Below are 20766 nucleotides of genomic sequence, written 5' to 3'. Positions count from 1 at the left end.
TGAAGGACGTGACAACCGCATCGTCCGCGCCGACGGTGTCGTTGGCAAGAACATTGCCGCCAACCGGGCCGTATTCGCCCGCAGCAATCGCATTGCTGTCGTTCTCTGCACTTGGGGCATCGTCGATGATGGCGATGACCAGCGTGGTCGAAGCCGTGTCGCCGTCGCTGTCGGTAACGGTGAGAGAGAAGCTCTCGCTGTCCGGATCGGAGAGCGTATTGTCGAGCAGTTCGAAGCTGTAGCTGTAGGCGCCATTGCTTTCGGTGATCGTCAGTACGCCGCTGTCGGTCGCAACCTGTCCGCCACCGGTCACATTGACGCCGTTGATGACGAGCGAAGCTACGGTATCGCCGTCGGTCGTGATCGAGATGACACCGGTTGCGATTTCCCCGTCGCTTGCCGAGTTCGAACCGGCAGGTTCGCCATCGCGAGCGCCCAGGGCGGCCTCGTCGACGTCATTGTCGCCTTCGACCGCAATCTCCGGAGTGGAATCGGGCGAAAGGGTCAGCGTTACGGTGGCGGTCGAGACATCACCGTCGCCATCGGTAATGGTATACTGGAAGGTGACGGTTCCGGTCTCACCTGCACCCGGGGTGTAGGTGAAGCTGCCGTCGTCATTGTAGGCGAGGCTGCCTGTACCGCTGAGCGATCCGTCTACGGCTTTAACGCCGGTCGCAAGGTCCACGCCGTCTGCGCCGACAGTATCGTTGGCCAGGACATCGATCGAAATCGAAGCGTTTTCGCCAGCCTGCGAGGCGGTGTCGTCGATCGCCTCCGGAACGTCGTCGACGATCGTGATGTTCAGATCGTCTTCGGCCTGGTCGCCGTCGAGATCGGTAATGACGATCGGGAAAGTGACGGTCGTGCCGTCGGTATCGCCAGTATTGTCGGTCAGCTCGTAATCATAGGTGATCGTGCCGACGCCGGTTTCCGGGTCATAGGTGTAGCCGGTAACGGTAAGCGTGCCGGTATCGTCCGACACAACGACCTGCGGCAGGTTGTCCGGATCGATGACGGTGCCGCCGATGGTGATCGTGTCGACGCCGTCGGGCGAAGTGAAAGTGATCGTGCCGGTCGCGGTCTCATCATCGCCGTCGAAATTCGAGCCTTCGGGTTCGTCGTCGCGGGTATCGGTCGTCGGCGGGAGCTGGCCCTCTTCGACCACTGTCGCGTCATCGCCTTCGGGAACGTTGGTGATCACGTTCGGCGCATCGCCGATAATGATCGTCAGCGTCGCGGTGCTGGTGCTGCCGTCCGCATCGGTGATCGTATAGGTGAATTCCTCGCTGACACCGCCGGGAGTGTTGACGAAGCGATCATAGGAATAGCTGCCGTCGGCATTGAGCGTAAGTTCACCATAAGTGCCGACAAGGGTGTCGCCGGGGGCTGCCGATCCGCCGCCATTGGCGAAGCTCGTGACCGCACCGGCTTCGGCATAACCGTCGGCGCCGGATTCGTCGTTGTCGGTGACATTGCCGAAGATCGTGTCGTGCGAACCGCCCGGCACGTCGTTGCTGTCATCGCGTGCAATCGGCGCATCATCGATCACATTGATCTGGAGCGTCGCGGTGGCGCTGTCGCCATCGGTGTCGGTGACCGTCATCGAGAACGAGCCGTCGACGGTTTCGCCGACAAGGTTGTCCGTCAGCGTGAAAGAAAATCCGATCTCGCCACCTTCGATGTCGATGCTCGTGATCGTAAGGATGCCCTTGTCACCGACGAAGGTCTGGCCGACTTCGGTGATCGCAACGCCGTTGATGGCCACCGACGCAACGCCGTCGGGCGAATTGAACACGATCGTCCCGGTCGATGTTTCGAGGTTGGTCTCGTCCTGGGTGCCTTCGCTCTCGTCGGTCCCGTCGACAGTGCGGGCCGGCAGGCCCGATTCGTCGACCGTCGCGATCGCGTTGATGACGCCTGCCGGATTGTCCGGCGTTTCGACCACAATGTCCGGATCCTGGTCGACCAGGTACGGAATGATCTCGCGTTCTTCGGGTTCGGGGAACTGGAGCTGCGTATAGGGAAGCAGGTCGCCGATATCGTAGGCGGCCTGGATATTGCCCGGATCGACTTCGAAGTTGCCGCCCGAGCTCTGCGGATCACCGGCAGCGGGCTGCGGCTCGTTGCCGGTCAGCAGGGCTGCGAGGTTGGCCGCAGGAACGGTGACACCGTCGACCACGATCTGGGGCACGATGATCGCGCCTTCGGGAATGACGATGCGCGTTCCGTCGTCGAGAACGATTACGAGGTCGCGGCCTGAGGAAGTCAGGTTTTCGAGCGACGCCCCGTCGGGAAGGAAGACGACACCGTCTTCATTGGGAACGAGGACGATGTCCGCATTGGCACGAGTGGCCGCGGCCGAGGACTGGCTGTTGCCGGTGTCCATGTCCTGGCTGTCCTGTGCGTCGGCGAATTCGCCATTCTGCTCGAAACTGTCCATCATCTCGGTCCTCTTCTCAGCCGGATGGAGGAGCGAAATCCCCTCCGTAACGCGAGAATTGCCGAACATGATGCGAGCCGCGAAAGACTGGGAGACCACCCCCCAAAGATCGTTTCGAGCAAGATACGGGCACAGGCCCGTCCAGCAATTTTCGCGGCCCGACTTTTCATCTCCACTCGGCGAATCGAGTTGCCGGAGAGACGTGTCGTTGCATTATGTGAAACAGTTTGGGGGCGATCTTTCAATGTTGTTAACTACTTGGCGTCGCCCTCAAATCACCCGAATCAAGCAAATTTCAGGCGAAAATCGCCACTAAAACACTGATTTTTCGCGATACATTGTCACTGTCCGGTTTTGGGACGAGAAGACAACAATTCGGTGCGGCTCAGGCGCTCGCAGAGACCCTTTGCCGGAAGGTAACGTTCACACGGTCCGAGAGGAGCAGATAGGGCATCCAGATGAAGATGCTGACCATGACCGTGTTCATATTGGCCATGAGCAGGGTGCCCAGGGGCTCGGCCACTTCGACCGGCAGACCCACGCCTGAAAGGGATCCCGCGATCGCAACCTGCGCGAGAATGTCGAGGATCCAGACATAGGCGAGCATCTTTGGAAAGAGGGGCACGCGGCGGAGTGCCAGGACAAAGCAGACCATGTAGAAGAAGTTCATCATCGCGAGCTCGGTCGCCATCGCGAGATAAAGGATATGACTCCACGCGGGCGCGTGCGCGAGAAGCGCGGGCTGGATCATGAAGAACTCACCTGTCCGCATCACGATGCCGAACAACAGCCCGACGAGAAGCGAGGTCAGGAAGCCGGTCGTCCCATAAAGCGGGTGGCTATGCGCCTCCTTGAGACGCAGACTCCTCCAGCGCCCGAACAGGGCGAGCCGGACACCCGGTGCATCGTCGATCGACTGAAAGGCAGCGCGGGCCAGTAGGAAGCCGATCAGCGGCGCAATGATGATCGCGAGGTAGGGAACTGCGGCAAGGGCAAGCCAGTCCATGGTTGCCCCAAGCCTCCCCGCCTTGACCAGCTTTGCAACCGAAAGCAGCGCCATGACGCTCACCCATGCAACGGCCAGGTGGGTGAGATGCGCCTCGATCCAGCGGGTTATTGCCACACTCCTGAGCGCGAGCTTTCCGGCATAGGCCCTGACAGCGATAGCGATCGGCCCTGGGGATCGAACCCCTTCCTGAGTCACCACCCCCAGGAAGTTCCGAATCATTTCAATCTCCTAGCCGAATCACAATCGTGCGGCGCACGCGGCATTCGGGTAAAAATGCATCACTTCTAGCTTTTGTTAACCTACGATCTTTACTTTTGCCCAATTTAAGTTACTAAAAAGTAGACAAATTATAAAAGCGTTGCACCGAAGTTGACCGTAAGCAGCGTTTGAGTGAACTTAATTGTGCTCCGAGGGAGCCAGCGTGAAACGAGCCGGTGCATCCGGTTACATAACCAAAACAGGTCGCGCCGGTTCCAACACGTTACCCCCCTCGGGCGGGCCAATCCGGAAATAGATGCCGGAGGTCCTGTGTATGAAATGACAGATCGTCTCTCCTGGCGGATGTCTTCAAGACTTGGGGTAATACTATGTTCAAGAACTACATCACTGAAGAAGCCGGTGCATCGGCAGCTGAATACGCTCTGATCCTCGCTATCGTCGGCGCCGTGATCGCTACGGCAACCATCGCGCTTCGCGGCGAAATCGTCACCGCGATCAACAACGCGAAGTTGAATGTTGCTAATGCGAACTCGCAGAACACCGCTCCGTCGGTCTAAGCAATAATTAAGGTCCCGCCGGCACAGTCGGCGGGACCTTTTCTCGTTTGTCAACTCGGGGGGGTAAAGATCATGCGTGGCAGGAATCTGCTCATTGCGGGTATCGCCGTATTTCTCGGCCTGTTGGCCGTGTACCTGGCGAATGCCTATTTTACCGGAATGGAAGAACGGCAGGAAGCGATAGCCGAAGAGCAGCAGCTCGCCCGCATCGTGGTCGCCACCCAGCCCATGAGTTTCGGCCAGCCGTTGACCGACACCACGGTCCGGCTTGCAAACTGGCCCGCAGAATCCGTTCCGGACGGGGCCTTCACTTCTCTCGAACAGGCCATGATGGGCGGGCGCGTCGCGCTTCGTCCGATCGTGCCTGGCGAACCCATCCTTGCCACCAAGGTCAGCGGCGACAATGGCCGCGCGAGCCTGGCATCCAACCTGCCCGAAGATATGCGGGCAGTCTCCATCCCCGTTAATGCGGTTGCCGGTGTCGGCGGTTTCGTTCGCCCGGGCGATGTGGTCGACGTCATGTTGACCCGCATGATCCCTGGCCAGAACCAGCAACAGCAGGACAAGATGACCACGGTCGTCCTCGAGAACGTACTGGTTCTCGGCATGGACCAGGTTGCAGACGAGAATGCGACCGAGCCGGTAGTCACCGCCACCGCAACTCTGCAGGTGGACATGTTCGGCGCGCAGAAGCTGACGCTCGCCCGCGAAGTCGGCAACCTCAGCCTGGCACTGCGCAACGTTGAAAACCAGGAAGTCGGCGCGACGGAAACGGTCGTGGCAAACGATCTTGGCGGCGGTGGGCGCTACATCAACCGCAGCTCCGGTGCTCCGGCGCCTGTTCTGGCGGCTCCGTCCTATTCTCCGCCTTCCCGCGGCGCGACTTCTGCGCCCAGGCAGGCACGCGCACCGGCCCGTTCGCGCGGTCCGACCATGAGCGTGGTGCGTGGCACCAATGCTGAAACCTATTCCGTGGAGACGCTCCGTGGCAATTAAGCACTCAGCCCTTTCGGCTCTCGCCTTCGCAACCGCGCTCGGGGCGGCCACCGTTCCCCACGCAGCCATCGCCCAATCGGGTTATGCCAGCGAATCCATGCATGCCGGTACGGTGGAAATCCCGGTCAACAAGAGCCAGGTCGTAACGGCTGACGTGCCGATCGACCGTGCGATGATCGGAAACGACACGATCGCAGACATCCTGCCCGTATCCGACCGCTCGGTTTACGTGCTCGGCAAGGAAATCGGCACGACGTCGCTGACGCTTTACGATCGTTCGAATCGCGTCATTGCGGTTATGGACATCGCCGTCGGTCCCGACGTGCTGAGCCTGCGTGAACAGATGGCCGACCTCATGCCCGGCGAAACTGTCGACGCGCGCATGACCGGTGACGCTATCGTTCTCTCTGGCACCGTAAGCGATGCTGGCGTTGCCGACCGCGCGGTCCAGCTAGCCTCCGCCTATGCAGGCGAAGACAAGGTCGTGAACCTCATGACCCTGGGCGGCAGCCAGCAGGTGATGCTGGAAGTCCGTTTCGCCGAAGTATCCCGCAGCATCGGCAAGGACCTTGGCGTCCGAACGTTCTTCAACGGCGATAGGGTTTCAGGTGTTACCGGCCCCGGTTCCCAGCTTACGCCTGGCGGTGGGTCCAGCAATTTCGGCAATGGCGACCTGCAGGTCTCTGAAGTCACTAACGCTTTCGGCGTTATCACCCGCAGCTTTACCGATATTCTCGGTCTCGATGTGGATGTCGCGCTTGATGCGCTGGAAGAGAAAGGTCTCGCCAAGACGCTTGCCGAGCCTACTCTCGTCGCCCTTTCGGGGCAGCAGGCATCGTTCCTTGCCGGTGGCGAATTCCCCGTACCGGTTGTCCAAAGCGGCGGTGTCGGCGGCGGACAGGCAGGCATCACCGTCGAATTCAAATCCTTCGGCGTCGGGCTTGGCTTCACTCCGACTGTGTTGTCGAACAAAGTCATCAACCTGATCGTCGAGCCGGAGGTCAGTTCGATCGACCAGAGCGCGTCGATCACGCTCAACGGCATTCGCATTCCGGGCCTCCAGACTCGGCGTGCCAGCACGGTGCTGGAACTGCGCGATGGCGAAAGTTTTGCCATTGCCGGGTTGCTGCAGCGCGATTTCCAGACGACAGTCAATCAGGTTCCGCTGCTCGGCTCGATCCCGCTGATCGGATCGCTGTTCCGCTCGACCAGCTTCCAGAAGGGCGAGACCGAACTGCTGATCATCGTGACGCCGCGCCTGGTCGCGCCGATCCGGCCCGAGCAGGTTCAGTTGCCGACAGACAGGGTCAAGGACCCGATTCAGGCCGATGTACTTCTGAACGGCAATGCACATCGCACCAACGACCTGCCGCCGATCGCCGGCGATACTCCGGCCAATACGCAGCAGGGCACAGAAACCAACGCGCAGGAGGCAGCCGATGGCTACGAATACTAAGGCTCTTCGCACCGTGCTGCTGACCGCAGGCGTTATCGCCACGGCAGGCTGCGCGACCGGTAGCGGAAACGACTTCATGGCGGACACCAGCTGGGGCGAAGCAAATCGTCGCACGATGGCCGCCCAGGTTATCGATCCCAATCCTGTATACGAAACCGCGATCCCGCCGACGACTGCCCAGAACGCGGTCGCTGCCATCGATCGTTATTACGACGATGCGGTCAAGGAGCCCGACGAGGTCTCCACGACTGCATCGCCGGAATAGACCGGACATGAAACAATGGTTAGCGCAAAAAACCTCATAAACAGGTTCCGTAAGGAAGAGCGCGGCGCAGTCGCCGCGACCTATGCGCTAGCCATTATCCCACTCGTTGCCATGGCTGGGCTCGGTTTCGACTATGCCCGCATGGCCGGGATGGATTCCGAACTTCAGAATGCGGCCGACCAGGCGGCTTTGGCAGCGGCCACCCAGTTGGACGGGAAAGCCGGAGCTTGCGCACGCGCAGGAAACGCCGCGATCGGTCTTGTCCAGAACCAGACCATTCTTGCCGACGGCAATGACGCGATCGATGTTGATACGACGATCGCAGTAGCCAACAATCAGTGCAGCGCTTTCGCTAATATCAGGTTCTTCTCTGCCTACACCGATCCGGGCACCTTTACGCTCGCAACCGGTGACGCAGATGCCGATTTCGTGGAAGTAACAATTGACGGACGCGAAGTCACCTATTCGCTCGTCGCGGCGGCTGGTGCCGACGGTGCGGACGGGCTCGCACTGGCCGTTGCCGGCCTAGGGTCTGCGCTATGCAAGGTGCCGCCAGTCATGATGTGTAATCCGAACGAGACCACAGATCCGGATTTCAACATCGCCAATTATGTCGGCAAGGGCATCCGGCTCGTTGCGAATGTGAATGGTCAGAACGGCGCTGGCGAGAGTGTCGACGAAGATCCCGGTAGTTATGGCCCAGGCGTTTTCGGTTATCTCGAAACCGGCGCCGGGAATGGTGCGGTCGCAACGGCGCGGACGCTTGGTCGATCGTCGCTGCCCGGCGATTGCGTCTCCATCGACGGTGCAGATGTGAAGCCAGGTCAGCAGGTTAGCGTACTAGATGCCCTTAATGTGCGCTTCGGAATCTACGCCAACGGTCTCAATAATGTATGCGATGCGGACAACGGCTTGTGCCCGCCCTCCGCCAACAGCCGCATCGACCTGGTTCGGGAGGTTCCGCCCGGTGGCAGCAGCGGCTCGTGCTCCATTGGCCCCGGAGGCTGGGAAGTCGGTCCCCGACCCTACCGCGCGGTCGACGCGGTGAACAATATAGATCCCAGCAACACCCAGCCCATGGGCTATCCGCGCGACAAATGCCACGCGACCAGTCTTGCGGGCAACTGCACGGGGAACGGCAATTCGCGCATCGGTGACGGCAACTGGGATCGAAATGCTTATTACGTGACCAACGGGCTTGGCAGTATGCCGACGACCTGGTCGTCCTACGGCTATCCCGAGCTTGCGGGACGAACCACCCCCACACGGTATCAGCAGTTCCGTTACGAGTACGAGAACGCCGCGACGATGCTGGCTAGAAAAACTTTTCAGCACACTCGCACCAGTCCGCCGATCAAGACCATCGATTATGAACACCAGGGTTCACCGTTGTGCCAGGCGCCTGGCATAGCTCCCGGCACCACTCCGGACCGGCGCGTGCTGAGCATCGCCGTGATCAATTGCTCGACAGCAGACAATGGTGGTCCAGTTTCGGCTAGCACGACAGACGCTGATATCGGGAAGTTCGTCGACGTGTTCCTCGTCGAACCGACCGCACGCCGCCTCGCACCCGATGGAACGCGCTACACGAACAACAGCGATGTCTACGTTGAAGTTATCGGCGCCACCACCGTTGGGGGCGGCGGCACGCAGGGTCAGGAAATCCGCAAGGATGTTCCTTATCTGATCGAATGACCGACTGCCGTGCCTTTTGCCATCGGCAGGATGGGGCTGCCGCGTCTGAAATGGCGCTGATGCTGCCGCTTTTGCTGGCGATGATGTTCGTGGGCTTTGAGGCGGGCCACTATTTTTACACCGAACAGAAGGTAGTCCAAGCTGTTCGCGAAGGGGCTCGCTATGCCGGACGTCGTCCATTCGCCGATTTCCCTTGCGGGGGCGCTGCCAGCGCAACTGCAATCAGCGAAATCAAAAATGTCACACGCACCGGTGTTCTCACTGGTGGGACGCCGCGTATTTCAAACTGGGACGCGAACCTGATCAACGTCAGCTACACCTGCAACGCAGGCTACGCGACCTCCGGTATCTTCAAGGGTAACAGCGGCGGCGCTCCCATTGTTACGGTGAGCGCCGCTGCAGGTTACCCTTCGCTTTTCGAGAGCCTTGGCCTTATTGACAGCAGCACTCAGGTCTTTGCGTCGGCTCAAGCAGTGGTGAACGGCATATGATGCGTTTCACATCCCAATTCTCGACGTTCATTAAGGACACACGCGGCTCTGCGGCGGAATTCGCTCTCGTACTTCCGGTCTTGATCCTATTTCTTCTCGGAATTTTCGATGTCGGCTATTATGCTTGGCAGATAAACCGTGCCGAAAAGGCTGTGCAGATCGGCGCTCGGTGGGCCGTCGCAACAGAAATGGTACCGTCTGGATTGGCGAGCTACAGCTTCGCCACGAGCGGCGGCATCGAACAGGGCACAATCGTCCCGCAGTCGTCATTTCCAGGCCTGACATGCACCAGTAGTGGATGCACATGTAAAGGCAGTTGCAGTTTTCCAACTACCGCTAACTCCTCTGCATTCACGAGCATCGTAAATCGAATGCAGGAGATAAAATCCGAAATCCAGGCCAGCAACGTGCGGATTGAGTACGACTGGTCAGGCCTCGGTTTCTCGGGAGACCCCAACGGCCCCGATGTCGCGCCAATCGTCACGGTGAAGCTCATCAATATGCAGCACACACCGATTTATAGCCTGTTTACGGGTACTATCGCGTTGCCTGAGTTCGCTTATTCGCTGACCGCCGAAGACAGCGCTGGCAGCTATTCGAATTGAGAGCGCCATGACCGATTTTTCTGACACCTACGAAACGGACAACGGGATGACCCTTCCAGAAGGCGTGCATGTGTTCGCGCGTAAAGAGGCGCTGGGCAATGTCGCCATCCTCGAAGATTCGGTGACCTTGCACCGCCTGGGCACGGCCGAGGATTTTCCGGAGCAGGCCGTCGCCCAAGCAGCGATCGCGGTGGTCGAGATCGATTCCGATGATCCGGCGTCGCTTGCCCGGCTCGAACGCTTGCGGGCCAAGCGTCCCAGCCTGCCCGTCATTGCCGGATTGCAGGACGCACCGGTAAGAACGGTCCGCTCCTTGCTGCGTAAAGGCGTTTCCGATGTGCTGGAATTGCCCTTCTCCAGCGAAGAACTGATTGCTGCCATTGTAGACGTTTCGCGCGATGCCAAGCCGTCTACGCCTGCGGTTCCGACCAAGCTTGCACCGGTTGTCGCGGTACTCGGCGCGGCTGGCGGTGTCGGGGCCACCACCGTGGCGACCCAACTGGCCACGATGCTGAGTTCGCGTTTCGGCGAAGGCGCGCGCACCGCTCTCATCGACCTGTCCTTGCAGAGCGGCGATGCCGGAGCTTATCTCGACAAGCGCCCGCGGATGACGATCAGTCACCTGTTCGACGCTATCGACAAGATCGACGACGACCTCATGCGGTCGGTAGCCGTGGACTGCGGTGACGATCTCGATCTTTTTGCCGCTCCCGACGATATCGACCCGATCGAAAGTGCATCGGCCGATGCGATCGCAAGGATGATCCGCGAAACGCGCAAACGTTACAGCGCTGTGGTGCTGGACATGCCCGCGACCTTGCCGAACTGGGCGATGCCCATCCTGCTGTCGGCGGATGAAGTCGTACTGGTCGGCGTGGGCCGTATCGCTGCGCTGCGTCACGTGAAACGCAAGCTGTCGCTGCTCCAGATGCTCGGCCGCGAACGCCAGAACATCTCGGTTGTGCTCAACCGGATTTCGGGCGGTTTATTTAAGCGTTCCGATGTGTCCCAAATGGAGGACCTGCTCGGATATGACGTTGCGCAGACGTTAGAGGAAGATACGCAGTTGGTCGAAGAGGCACAGCTGCAGGGCGTGGGTGTCTCGACGCTACAGAAGCGTGCGCGCCTATCTCGCCAGATCGCCGACCTGGCCACTTCGATCAGTGCGAAGATCGGGAAGGAATACTGAGATGTGGAAGACCAAACTCGACGAGACGTCGCACGAGGCGCCGGTCACCCAGCAGAATGACGCCGACCTGATTTCTGCCGAGGATGAGGAACGGATCCTTTTCGGCAAGAAGGACGAGCATACCGAAAAGATGCTCAGGCTGAAGCTGTCGATCCATCACAGCCTGCTCGATCGCCTGAACCTGGCCATGCTCGACCAGACGCCTACCGAGCAGATCAAGGCACAGATTTCCAGCATCCTACCAGAATTGCTGGCCGACTTCGACGAACCGCTCAACCGCGAAGAGCGCGAAAAGCTGGTGCAGGAACTGGTCGACGAGCTGATGGGTCTCGGCCCGCTCGAGCCGCTTCTTGCCGACGAAACGATTACCGACATCCTGGTCAATGGCCCTGAAACGGTCTTCGTGGAAAAGCGCGGGATGCTCCAGCCGGTGCCGACAAGGTTTCAGGACGAAAAGCACCTGATGCGCGTGATCCAGAAGATCGTCAGCGCGGTCGGTCGCCGGGTGGATGAAAGCTCGCCTTTCGTTGACGCCCGCCTCGCCGACGGCTCGCGTGTGAACGCCATCGTCGCACCGCTTGCGCTCGACGGTTCGCTGGTCTCCATCCGTAAGTTCGCCAAGAGCCCGATCAGCATCGCCAAGATGATCGATTTGGGCAGCGTTCCCGAACAAATGGCTCCGGTGTTCGAAGCGATTGTCAAATCGCGGCGCAACGTGCTTATCTCCGGTGGTACCGGTTCGGGTAAGACGACGCTGCTCAATGCCATGTCGTCCTACATCGACGAGGCGGAACGCATCGTCACCATCGAGGACTCCGCCGAACTCCAGCTGCAGCAGGCGCACGTTGCCCGCCTGGAGACACGTCCGGCGAACATCGAAGGAAAAGGCGAGGTCACCCAGCGCGATCTCGTCAAGAACGCGCTTCGTATGCGCCCCGACCGCATTATCGTCGGCGAGGTCCGCGCCGGCGAAGCCTTCGACATGTTGCAGGCCATGAACACTGGCCACGACGGCTCGATGACCACAGTCCACGCCAACACCCCGCGCGACGCGCTGAGCCGTGTCGAGCAGATGATCGGCATGAGCGGTATTGACATCACGTCGAAGAGCTCCCGCGCCCAGATTGCCTCGGCCATCAACGTCGTCGTCCAGGTCGGACGGCTTTCCGATGGTCGCCGCAAGATCAAGAGCTTGTCCGAAATTACCGGCATGGAAGGGGAAACGATCACCATGCAGGAAATCTTCCGCTTCCGCATGACCGGACGCGCAGATGACGGCTCGGTCCTCGGCCATTTCGAGGCCACCGGCATCCGGCCCAAGTTCCTCGACGAGGCTGAATCCCACGGCATGCATCTTTCGCCCGAACTGTTCCGTCCGGACATGCAGCTGGGCTGATGACGACCGAGATCATCCGCATCGTCTTCCTGCTGGCGATTTTCGCCGCAGCCTTCCTTCTGTTCCAGACTGTCGGCCGAGCGGTCGCGGCCCGCAGGGCACATACTGTCGCCACCAACCGGCGTATGTCGCTGATCCAGAAAGGGACGACACGCGAGGACCTGTATGGAGAACTGCTGAAGAACCGGCCTCGCGAACACGAGGCGCTGCCTCCGCTGTTGCGACGCATGGCGATCGGCTTCGAGCATATGATCTACACGTCCGGCATTACCTGGAGCATTTCGCAGGTTCTGATCGCGATGGCAGTCGGCATTGGCCTTCTCTTCATCATCGCGTTGGGAATCGCTGTAGGTGCCGGAGCGGAAATCGGCTTTGGCGCTGTCCAGCTGTGCCTTCTTTTTGCGATCGCAGCAGGGGCAGGCATTCCGTATTTCATCCTCAAGCAGGTCGCGAATAGCCGTCGCAAGACCATGGAAAAGCAGTTCCCGGTCGCGCTCGACATTTTCGTGAGGGCCCTTCGTTCAGGGCACCCTGTCGCCTCTGCAATCGAGCTTTTGACCCAGGAGATGGAAGACCCGATCGGTTCGGAATTCGGCCTTGTGAGCGACGAGATCACTTATGGTGCGGATCTGACCACCGCCCTTGATTCAATGGCCGACCGCTGGAAACTGGAAGATATGCGCATGTTTGTCGTCTCGCTCTCGGTCCAGAGCGAAACGGGCGGCAACCTTGCGGAAATTCTCGAGAACTTGGCCGGCGTGATCCGCGATCGTGCAGCCATGTACATGAAGGTTCGCGCTTTGAGTTCGGAAGGGCGAATGACCGGCTGGATGCTCAGTATCCTGCCGATCTTCGCATTCGTGACGACCTTCCTCGGGGCGCCCGAATTCTATCTCGATGTCGCGGAAGACCCGATTTTCATCTTTGGCTCGATCTTCCTGATCCTGCTCTATTTCGTCGGTGTCTTCGCCATTCGCAAACTCGTCGATCTGAAGGTCTGATATGCTCGAACTCGCAGCCACAAGCCTTGTCGTCCGCCTCCTCGTCCTCGCGCTGATCTTCGCGTTGGTGACGGGAGTGATCCTAATCGTCGTGAATGGTGTCGAGGCACGTCGCCGGGCCAGCCAGCAAATCGCACGACTGGATTCCAATGCCGCGTCGAACGAAAAAGCAAATCTCGTCCGCTCGGATTCCGACAGCCGTTGGGCAAAGATTGCGGACAGCATCGAGCGCACGGGCCTGAGCCTAACCGATCCGAAGAACCACAAGCTTGAAAAGCAGCTCAAGATGGCGGGCTATTCCAGCCCCAGCGCACCGCGCGTCTACACAATGGCGCGGATCGGAATGGTGTTTCTTTTCCCGGGCCTTTTCCTGCTGCTGATTTCTTTTAGCTCGGAGCCGCCCGGGCTTCTGAACATCTACCTCTATTGCTCGATCCTGGCTGCTCTCGGCCTCTACATCCCCAACCTTTTCATTCGCGCCAAGGCGGACCGCCGGAAATCCGAAATCATCAACGGATTTCCCGATGCGCTCGACCTCGTGCTGGTCTGCGTCGAGGCAGGGCTTGGCCTTGAATCCGCGCTTGACCGAGTGGGCCGCGAAATGACGAGGTCTCACCCTCTCATCGCGCACCTGATGATCGAGACCGTTCTGATGACCCGTGCCGGTGCATCGCGCGAGACCGCGCTACGCCAGCTGGCGGATTCCTCGGGTGTCGATGAAATTCGCTCGTTCGCCACGCTGCTGATCCAGTCGGACAAGCTGGGCACGAGCATCGCCAACACCTTGCGCGTCTATGCCAACGAGATGCGTGAGGCGCGCAGGATGCGGGCCGAGGAAAAGGCCCACCGCATCCCTGTTCTGATTTCCATTCCGCTTGTCGCTTGCATGTTGCCGACAATGATCGGCGTGCTGGTCCTGCCGGCAGTCATCATGTTCGTGCGCGACATCGGTCCCGCTATGTCTGGAGGAGGATAAGATGAAGAAAGTTCCTGCAACACTGGCCGCACTTGCGGTCGTCATGCCGCTGTCGGGCTGCCAGAGCTTCATCAACGCCTTCAACTTCGGCGATCACACCCGGTCCACCCAGCCACTGTTCGGTCAGGCCGACCTTGAAGAAGGTCGTCGGCTTCTTGCCGAAGGGCAGTACGGCAACGCAATCCCCGCCCTTCAGCGTGCAGCGCTGAATCGCCAGACCGCGCCTGATGCGGCCAACGCGCTCGGCGTGGCCTATGCGCGCATTGGCCGAGGCGACCTGGCAGAAAGATATTTCCGCGCAGCAGTGACGCTCGCACCCCAGGATGCAAAATTTGCAGCCAATCTAGAGCGTTTTTATGCCAGCGATCTCGCTCAGGATATGCGAACGCTCCACGCTCAACGCGAAGAGGCCCGCAAGGCCTATGCGGAATTCGCGCAGTCCGAGGCCTCGATTGCCGCACAGCCAATCAACGAGGAACGCCTTGTCCAGAGTGGTGGTGAGCAGCGCAAGATCACTCTCGAACGCGGCACGGCGACCGCTCGTATCGCCCTCGACGGCGCAGAGCCAGGCAAGGCCCGTGTAAGGGTCCGCACCGCCAAGGCAGGCGAAACTCCTGCCGCATCGAGCCGGTCGGTCCGTGTTCGCGTCAGCGGCGAGCCGGTCCGTCCGCGCGCTTCCGCACGCCCGACCGAAGTACGCATCCAGTCGTCGGGCAACTATCCGATGCGCGTTCGCATCGGGGCCGATCGCCCCAATGAAAGGACCGTCGCAGACGGGTATCCCATGCGTGTAAGCCTCAGGGGTCCCAAAACCGACGAGCGTAAGGACTAACGACGGACGATGGCCCTCGCGACTATCTCGTTCGGCGTTCTCGCCGCGCTTTCCTCTGTCGGTGCGATCACCGACATCGTCACTCGCAAACTCCCGAATATCCTTTCGCTTGTCCTGGTATTGGCCGGGCTGGGGTTTGCATTGGCGATAGGAGGCTGGGCCGCACTGGGCTGGCACGCCCTTCATGTCGTCGTCGCCTTCGCGATCGGATATTTCATGTTCGTCTGGAACATCTTCGGCGCGGGAGACGGTAAATTCTATGCCGGCTCGGCCGCATTCTTCCCGATCATGGATGCTCCTGCCCTGGCGCTCTGTATCGTCCTGGCGGGCGGCGTCCTCGCCCTGTTCTGGTTTACCTTGAAGCGTTTCATCAAAGGCATGAAGCGCCGCAAAGATGATTTCGCAAAGCTGCCCTACGGTGTCGCCATCGCAGTAGGTTCCGTCGGATACGCCGCTTTAACCACGCTTGGATGAGCATGGAGGCGGCTCTGGCAAATGCGCGACCGAGGGGGGCAAGGCAAAAAGCCACCTTCCTCGGTGTCGCAATAGTCCTGGTCCTCGCCGGGTTTGCCATTTTTGCTGCTCCTTCATGGCAAACCGCGTCCAAAGAGAAGGCGGGGATATTCCGAGTTGCCCTTCAGCCCAACCAGACCAAGACGCGTCTGCCTGAAATCCAGCCTCTTTCGCAGAATAGGCAGACAGTTGAGGACGAGCCGGCTCAAACAGCTGAAACCCGTGGCCCGGAAGAATTGCCCACCCCTGAAGCACCGAAAGTCGAATTGGTGGATGACACCCCATCCAACGAGCTGATGAAACTTTCGTACCGGCTCGAACCGGCATTCGACGGTGGGCCTGACGGCGTGCAGGTGCAGAAGAACCTCGTCCGGGAAGGAAGCGGCGAGACGAGCCTGCCGATTTTCCTGATGGGCGGGACGCGCATCGAAATCGATCGCGAAGCTCTGGCTGACGCTCTGACTAAACTCGGCCTCGACCAGCAAGCCTTTTCGTTGCCCGAGCAAAAGCGCCTGACCTTGGAGGCTGTGCGGGGCTCCGGCGTGGATCTCGCTTATGACGCAATCCGGGACCGGCTCGTTCTCAACAACGCACCGGACGAAGCCCGGCCTTAAGAAGGGTCAGTCTTCTTCGCCCCAGTCGATCCGGACATCGATGCGGCTCTCATCGACACCTGCCGCCTCCGCTATCCGGCGGCGGGCATCGCGCACTATGTCCGCGAGTGATCCGGTTTCGAGATCATCGGATGAACGTACTGCCGGTGCGCCATAGACCAGTTCAAGCTCCGAAATACCGAGTTCGACAGCAAGCCTTTGCATCGTGGTATGGCGCGGACGCACACGGTCGCTTTCCCATTTCCACAAGGTCGGTTTGCTCACTCCAGCCAAACCCGCGAGCGCGCGCATGGACAGTCCGCGATTCTTGCGCAGGCGCTTGATGCGCTCGCCTAGCGTTTCGTTGTCGACACCGTGCAGTTCGTCGGAATGGCCGGATGCGAAATCCGCCGCTTCCACTTCCTCGTCGGAGAGCTGCTTTGCGAAACTGCAGCCGTAAAGCTGGTCGTCGAACCAGACCACCTTGGCGATCACCGGACCGATTTTCGGAAGGACCACCTCAAGCGGATCGTCGAGCGACAGGCTCGCGGCTGTCTTCACCAGCATTCCGCTCGGGGAGAGGTTGAGGACTTCCGCGTCGAATGCCCGCCCCGACTGGCCCACACCGGTGCGAAGCCGCAGGACGAGACGTCGCGCCCGCCGACGCGGGTCTCCTTCTTGCGCGACACTTTCCGCAGTCTCGACTTCTTCCGACACCCTAACTTCCCGCATTATCCATGGACACAGCCCATGATCGACCCAAAGCCGTAGTGTGGCAAAGCGGTGCCAGTTTGTCACCGCGTAATCGCCGGGCACTCACAGCCATTGGTTCCCACTTTCACTTATCTTACCAGACAGCGATGCAGGACGCGCGTTCCATTGCACCCACGTCATCGGACGTCGAAGGCTGGAGCGGCGAATTTCGCGCGACCTTGAAGCTGGGGTGGCCCCTGGCAGCAGCAAACCTGCTTCAGATGCTGACCTATGCGGTCGACGTCATTTTCATCGCACGGCTTGGCGAAGCGCAATTGGCGGCTTCGGCGCTTGCGATCGCCCTGTTCGGCCTGGTGATGTGGGCATTGTCGGGGCTGACCGGGGCTGTGGCTCCGGTGGCCGCCGCCGAATTGGGGGCGCGCGCACCTGCGCTGCGGCCGGTGCGGCGCAGCGTGCGCATGGCCATGTGGCTCGCGGCAATCGCCGGGACACTGGGGATGGGATTGTGCCTATCGCTCGGCCCGCTGATGCGCGTCACCGGTCAAGAGTCGCAAATCATCGCACTCGCGATCGAATATAACGCGATACTCGTGCTCTCCCTCATCCCGATGCTGTTTAATAACGTGTTGCGCAGTTTCGTATCGACGCTCGACCGACCGATCCTGGCCACCGCAATCACGGCAGGTGGCATATTCGTCAACGCGCTCGCCAACTATGCCTTCATCTTCGGCAATCTCGGCGCTCCCGAGCTTGGTCTTCGCGGCGCGGCCGTGGCCACCATCATCACTACGCTGACAACCCTCACCGCGTACGTTCTGGTGATCCGCCTCGATCCGCGCCTTCATCGCTACCGCGTGTTCGGCAGGTGGTGGTCGCCCGACTGGGCGCGGTTCCTGCTGATCGTCCGGATCGGTGCACCCATCGCCCTGACGATCACGGCGGAAGCGGGCATCTTCGGGGCAGCTGCATTCCTGATGGGCAATATCGGGGCGGCGCAGCTTGCCGCGCATACGGTGGCGCTGCAGATCGCGGCCCTCGCTTTCCAGGTCCCGTTCGGTATCGGCCAGGCTGCGACCATCCGGGTCGGCTATTTTTATGGGGCGCGGGATCGAGAAGGAATGAAGCGCGCCGGATGGATGTCGATCTGGGTCGGGACGGGGTTCATGGTGATAACGGCCCTCGCCATGATCCTGATCCCCAAGCCGCTGATCGCTATCTACGTGGATCCGTGGGACCCGAAAAATGCAGTGCTGGTCGGTTTTGCGCTCAAATACATCGTCATCGCCGCGGCATTCCAGCTTTTCGATGGAATGCAGGCGGTCGCGGCCGGGGCTTTGCGCGGTCTGCAAGACACCCGCGTCCCGATGTGGATAGCGGCCTTTTCCTATTGGGTCCCCGGGATCGGTACTGCGCTTGTCCTTGGATTCTACACGCCGCTCGAAGGCACAGGCGTGTGGATCGGCCTTGCGACCGGCCTCGTATTTGCGGCCGTGCTTTTAGGCTGGCGCTGGCATCGCAGGGACGAATTGGGGCTCACCACCTTCGCTCGTTGAGAGGTCTGGCGTCGCGCTTGAACGGCGAAAGCGACGGGCCCCTGTTGGCACCACCCACGGTCGATCCAAATTTAGAAAATTTCCGTTCCGCGACCTGTTGACTCGGCCGCGGCGCATCCCCATTTGCGCCCCGCTGGCACTCTCGACGTGGGAGTGCCAAATCAGGTATTCACTCTCAGTAGAAAGGTCATCACCATGGCATTTCGTCCGTTGCACGACCGAGTTCTCGTGCGCCGCATCGAAGCAGAAGAAAAGACCGCCGGCGGGATCATCATTCCCGACAGCGCCAAGGAAAAGCCGAGCGAAGGCGAAGTCGTCGCCGTTGGCAACGGTTCCAAGGCGGAAGACGGCACCGTGACCCCGCTCGACGTGAAGGCGGGTGACCGCGTTCTCTTCGGCAAGTGGTCCGGCACCGAGGTCAAGCTCGACGGCGAAGACCTGCTGATCATGAAGGAAAGCGACATCATGGGAATCATCGGCTGATCGCCGACCCTACCGCTTTCTAACGACACCCAAGTATTCCAGGAGAAACACCAATGGCAGCCAAGGACGTAAAGTTCGGCCGTGACGCGCGCGAAGGCATCCTGCGCGGCGTCGACACCCTCGCCAATGCCGTCAAGGTCACGCTGGGCCCCAAGGGCCGCAACGTCGTGATCGACAAGAGCTTCGGCGCACCCCGCATCACCAAGGACGGCGTTTCCGTCGCCAAGGAAATCGAACTGAAAGACAAGTTCGAGAACATGGGCGCGCAGATGATCAAGGAAGTCGCATCGAAGGCGAACGACGCCGCCGGTGACGGCACCACCACGGCAACCGTTCTTGCCCAGTCGATCGTGACCGAAGGCATGAAGTCGGTCGCAGCGGGCATGAACCCGATGGACCTCAAGCGCGGCATCGACCTCGCGGTTGGCAAGGTCGTCGAAGACCTCGCCGGTCGTTCGAAGGAAGTGTCGGGCAGCGAAGAAATCGCACAGGTCGGCATCATTTCGGCCAATGGCGACCGTGAAGTCGGCGAAAAGATCGCCGAAGCCATGGAAAAGGTCGGCAAGGAAGGCGTGATCACCGTCGACGAGAGCAAGGGTCTCGAATTCGAGCTCGAAACCGTCGAAGGCATGCAGTTCGACCGCGGCTACCTGTCGCCCTACTTCATCACCAACCCGGAAAAGATGACGGTCGAACTCGAAAACCCGTACATCCTGATCCACGAAAAGAAGCTTTCGAACCTTCAGGCGATGCTTCCGGTTCTGGAAGCGGCTGTCCAGTCGGGCCGTCCGCTCCTTATCATCGCGGAAGACATCGAAGGCGAAGCGCTGGCCACCCTCGTGGTCAACAAGCTGCGCGGCGGCCTCAAGGTTGCAGCGGTCAAGGCTCCGGGCTTCGGCGATCGTCGCAAGGCGATGCTGCAGGACATCTCGATCCTGACCAAGGGCGAAATGATCAGCGAAGACCTCGGCATCAAGCTCGAGAACGTCACGCTCGGCATGCTCGGTGAAGCCAAGCGCGTCACCATCGACAAGGACAACACGACCATCGTCGACGGTGCCGGCTCGGAAGACGACATCAAGGCCCGCGTTTCGGAAATCCGCACGCAGATCGAGAACACCTCGTCGGACTACGACCGTGAAAAGCTGCAGGAACGCCTCGCGAAGCTTGCTGGTGGTGTGGCCGTCATCAAGGTCGGCGGTGCTACCGAAGTCGAAGTGAAGGAACGCAAGGACCGCGTCGACGACGCGCTGCACGCAACCCGCGCAGCCGTCGAAGAAGGCATCGTCCCGGGCGGCGGTACTGCCCTGCTCTACGCGACGAAGGCTCTCGATGGTCTCGAAGGCGCCAATGACGACCAGACCCGCGGCATCGACATCATCCGTCGTGCGCTGCAGGCTCCGGTTCGCCAGATCGCGACCAATGCCGGTCATGACGGTGCGGTTGTCGCAGGCAAGCTAACCGACGCCAACGACACCTCGCTCGGCTTCAACGCCGCTACCGACACTTACGAAAATCTCGTGGCTGCCGGCGTGATCGACCCGACCAAGGTCGTGCGCACCGCGCTGCAGGACGCAGCTTCGGTTGCCGGCCTGCTCATCACCACGGAAGCTGCCATCGTCGACCAGCCGGAAGACAAGAGCGGCGCGCCCGCAATGCCCGACATGGGCGGCATGGGCGGTATGGGCGGCATGGGCTTCTAAGCCTAACCGACCAGCCGACAGGCTAAGAAGAGGCCCGGCGGGAGCGATCCTGCCGGGCCTTTTTCTTTTGTTCGTGCCTT

20 protein-coding genes are annotated in these 20766 nt (G+C 60.4%); 17 read left to right on the top strand and 3 right to left on the bottom strand.

Features of this window, described 5'->3' with window-relative positions:
* On the bottom strand, nucleotides 1–2443 hold a 2443-nt coding region (locus BM173_RS14530), incomplete at its 3' end, for a beta strand repeat-containing protein (RefSeq protein WP_177201793.1).
* A 382-nt stretch (nucleotides 2444–2825) separates the two neighbouring features.
* Nucleotides 2826–3668 (bottom strand): DUF2569 family protein, encoded by an 843-nt coding sequence (locus BM173_RS03905; protein ID WP_143089558.1) that lies wholly within the window; start codon nucleotides 3666–3668, stop codon nucleotides 2826–2828.
* A gap of 368 nt (nucleotides 3669–4036) precedes the next feature.
* Between BM173_RS03905 and BM173_RS03900 the strand changes: the two genes are divergently transcribed.
* The 14 genes from BM173_RS03900 to BM173_RS03835 all read left to right on the top strand — a co-directional run bounded on the left by BM173_RS03900 (nucleotide 4037) and on the right by BM173_RS03835 (nucleotide 16254).
* Nucleotides 4037–4225, top strand: coding sequence for a Flp family type IVb pilin (locus BM173_RS03900; RefSeq protein WP_090477458.1), 189 nt, complete (start codon nucleotides 4037–4039; stop codon nucleotides 4223–4225).
* 72 nt (nucleotides 4226–4297) lie between these two features.
* On the top strand, nucleotides 4298–5221 hold the full coding sequence (gene cpaB, locus BM173_RS03895; RefSeq protein WP_090477455.1) for a Flp pilus assembly protein CpaB: 924 nt from the start codon (nucleotides 4298–4300) through the stop codon (nucleotides 5219–5221).
* The gene (locus BM173_RS03890; protein ID WP_245755744.1) at nucleotides 5211–6677 is read left to right on the top strand and encodes a type II and III secretion system protein family protein; all 1467 of its coding nucleotides are present in this window, start codon (nucleotides 5211–5213) and stop codon (nucleotides 6675–6677) included. Before cpaB ends, BM173_RS03890 begins: the two co-directional genes overlap by 11 nt.
* Nucleotides 6661–6942: a hypothetical protein gene (locus BM173_RS03885; protein ID WP_143089557.1), complete on the top strand. Its 282-nt coding sequence runs from the start codon at nucleotides 6661–6663 to the stop codon at nucleotides 6940–6942. Before BM173_RS03890 ends, BM173_RS03885 begins: the two co-directional genes overlap by 17 nt.
* Nucleotides 6943–6957: 15 nt before the next feature.
* Nucleotides 6958–8637 carry a TadE/TadG family type IV pilus assembly protein gene (locus tag BM173_RS03880; protein ID WP_090477449.1) on the top strand — a complete coding sequence of 560 codons (1680 nt, stop codon included), beginning with the start codon at nucleotides 6958–6960 and terminating at the stop codon, nucleotides 8635–8637.
* Nucleotides 8634–9128 carry a TadE/TadG family type IV pilus assembly protein gene (locus tag BM173_RS03875; RefSeq protein ID WP_090477447.1) on the top strand — a complete coding sequence of 165 codons (495 nt, stop codon included), beginning with the start codon at nucleotides 8634–8636 and terminating at the stop codon, nucleotides 9126–9128. Before BM173_RS03880 ends, BM173_RS03875 begins: the two co-directional genes overlap by 4 nt.
* Nucleotides 9125–9733, top strand: coding sequence for a TadE/TadG family type IV pilus assembly protein (locus BM173_RS03870; protein ID WP_090477445.1), 609 nt, complete (start codon nucleotides 9125–9127; stop codon nucleotides 9731–9733). Before BM173_RS03875 ends, BM173_RS03870 begins: the two co-directional genes overlap by 4 nt.
* Before the next feature lie 7 nt (nucleotides 9734–9740).
* On the top strand, nucleotides 9741–10922 hold the full coding sequence (locus BM173_RS03865) for a CpaE/TadZ family protein (RefSeq protein WP_090477443.1): 1182 nt from the start codon (nucleotides 9741–9743) through the stop codon (nucleotides 10920–10922).
* Nucleotide 10923: 1 nt separating this feature from the next.
* Nucleotides 10924–12318, top strand: coding sequence for a TadA family conjugal transfer-associated ATPase (locus BM173_RS03860; protein ID WP_090477441.1), 1395 nt, complete (start codon nucleotides 10924–10926; stop codon nucleotides 12316–12318).
* Complete coding sequence (locus BM173_RS03855) at nucleotides 12318–13319, top strand: type II secretion system F family protein (protein ID WP_090477439.1); 1002 nt, start codon at nucleotides 12318–12320, stop codon at nucleotides 13317–13319. Before BM173_RS03860 ends, BM173_RS03855 begins: the two co-directional genes overlap by 1 nt.
* A 1-nt stretch (nucleotide 13320) precedes the next feature.
* Entirely contained in the window at nucleotides 13321–14295 is a 975-nt protein-coding gene (locus tag BM173_RS03850) for a type II secretion system F family protein (protein WP_090477436.1), read from the top strand.
* Between the two features lies 1 nt (nucleotide 14296).
* Complete coding sequence (locus tag BM173_RS03845) at nucleotides 14297–15127, top strand: tetratricopeptide repeat protein (RefSeq protein ID WP_090477435.1); 831 nt, start codon at nucleotides 14297–14299, stop codon at nucleotides 15125–15127.
* Nucleotides 15128–15136: 9 nt separating this feature from the next.
* Nucleotides 15137–15601: an A24 family peptidase gene (locus BM173_RS03840; protein ID WP_090477433.1), complete on the top strand. Its 465-nt coding sequence runs from the start codon at nucleotides 15137–15139 to the stop codon at nucleotides 15599–15601.
* A gap of 2 nt (nucleotides 15602–15603) precedes the next feature.
* The gene (locus BM173_RS03835; RefSeq protein ID WP_090477431.1) at nucleotides 15604–16254 is read left to right on the top strand and encodes a hypothetical protein; all 651 of its coding nucleotides are present in this window, start codon (nucleotides 15604–15606) and stop codon (nucleotides 16252–16254) included.
* Between the two features lie 6 nt (nucleotides 16255–16260).
* Here the strand turns inward: BM173_RS03835 and BM173_RS03830 are convergent, their stop codons facing one another.
* Nucleotides 16261–16950, bottom strand: a complete 690-nt coding sequence (locus BM173_RS03830; RefSeq protein WP_177201791.1) for a helix-turn-helix domain-containing protein — start codon at nucleotides 16948–16950, stop codon at nucleotides 16261–16263.
* Nucleotides 16951–17093: 143 nt separating this feature from the next.
* Here BM173_RS03830 and BM173_RS03825 point away from each other — a divergent pair, with 143 nt between their 5' ends.
* The 3 genes from BM173_RS03825 to groL all read left to right on the top strand — a co-directional run bounded on the left by BM173_RS03825 (nucleotide 17094) and on the right by groL (nucleotide 20686).
* Nucleotides 17094–18500: an MATE family efflux transporter gene (locus tag BM173_RS03825; RefSeq protein ID WP_090477427.1), complete on the top strand. Its 1407-nt coding sequence runs from the start codon at nucleotides 17094–17096 to the stop codon at nucleotides 18498–18500.
* A 195-nt stretch (nucleotides 18501–18695) separates the two neighbouring features.
* Nucleotides 18696–18983, top strand: a complete 288-nt coding sequence (groES, locus tag BM173_RS03820; protein ID WP_090477425.1) for a co-chaperone GroES — start codon at nucleotides 18696–18698, stop codon at nucleotides 18981–18983.
* Between the two features lie 53 nt (nucleotides 18984–19036).
* Nucleotides 19037–20686: a chaperonin GroEL gene (gene groL / locus BM173_RS03815; RefSeq protein ID WP_090477422.1), complete on the top strand. Its 1650-nt coding sequence runs from the start codon at nucleotides 19037–19039 to the stop codon at nucleotides 20684–20686.
* Nucleotides 20687–20766: the final 80 nt, after the last annotated feature.

Origin of the sequence: Qipengyuania nanhaisediminis, from assembly GCF_900115585.1 — a bacterium.
GTDB classification, from domain to species: Bacteria; Pseudomonadota; Alphaproteobacteria; order Sphingomonadales; family Sphingomonadaceae; genus Qipengyuania; species Qipengyuania nanhaisediminis.
This window is presented reverse-complemented; position numbering and strand designations above follow the sequence as displayed.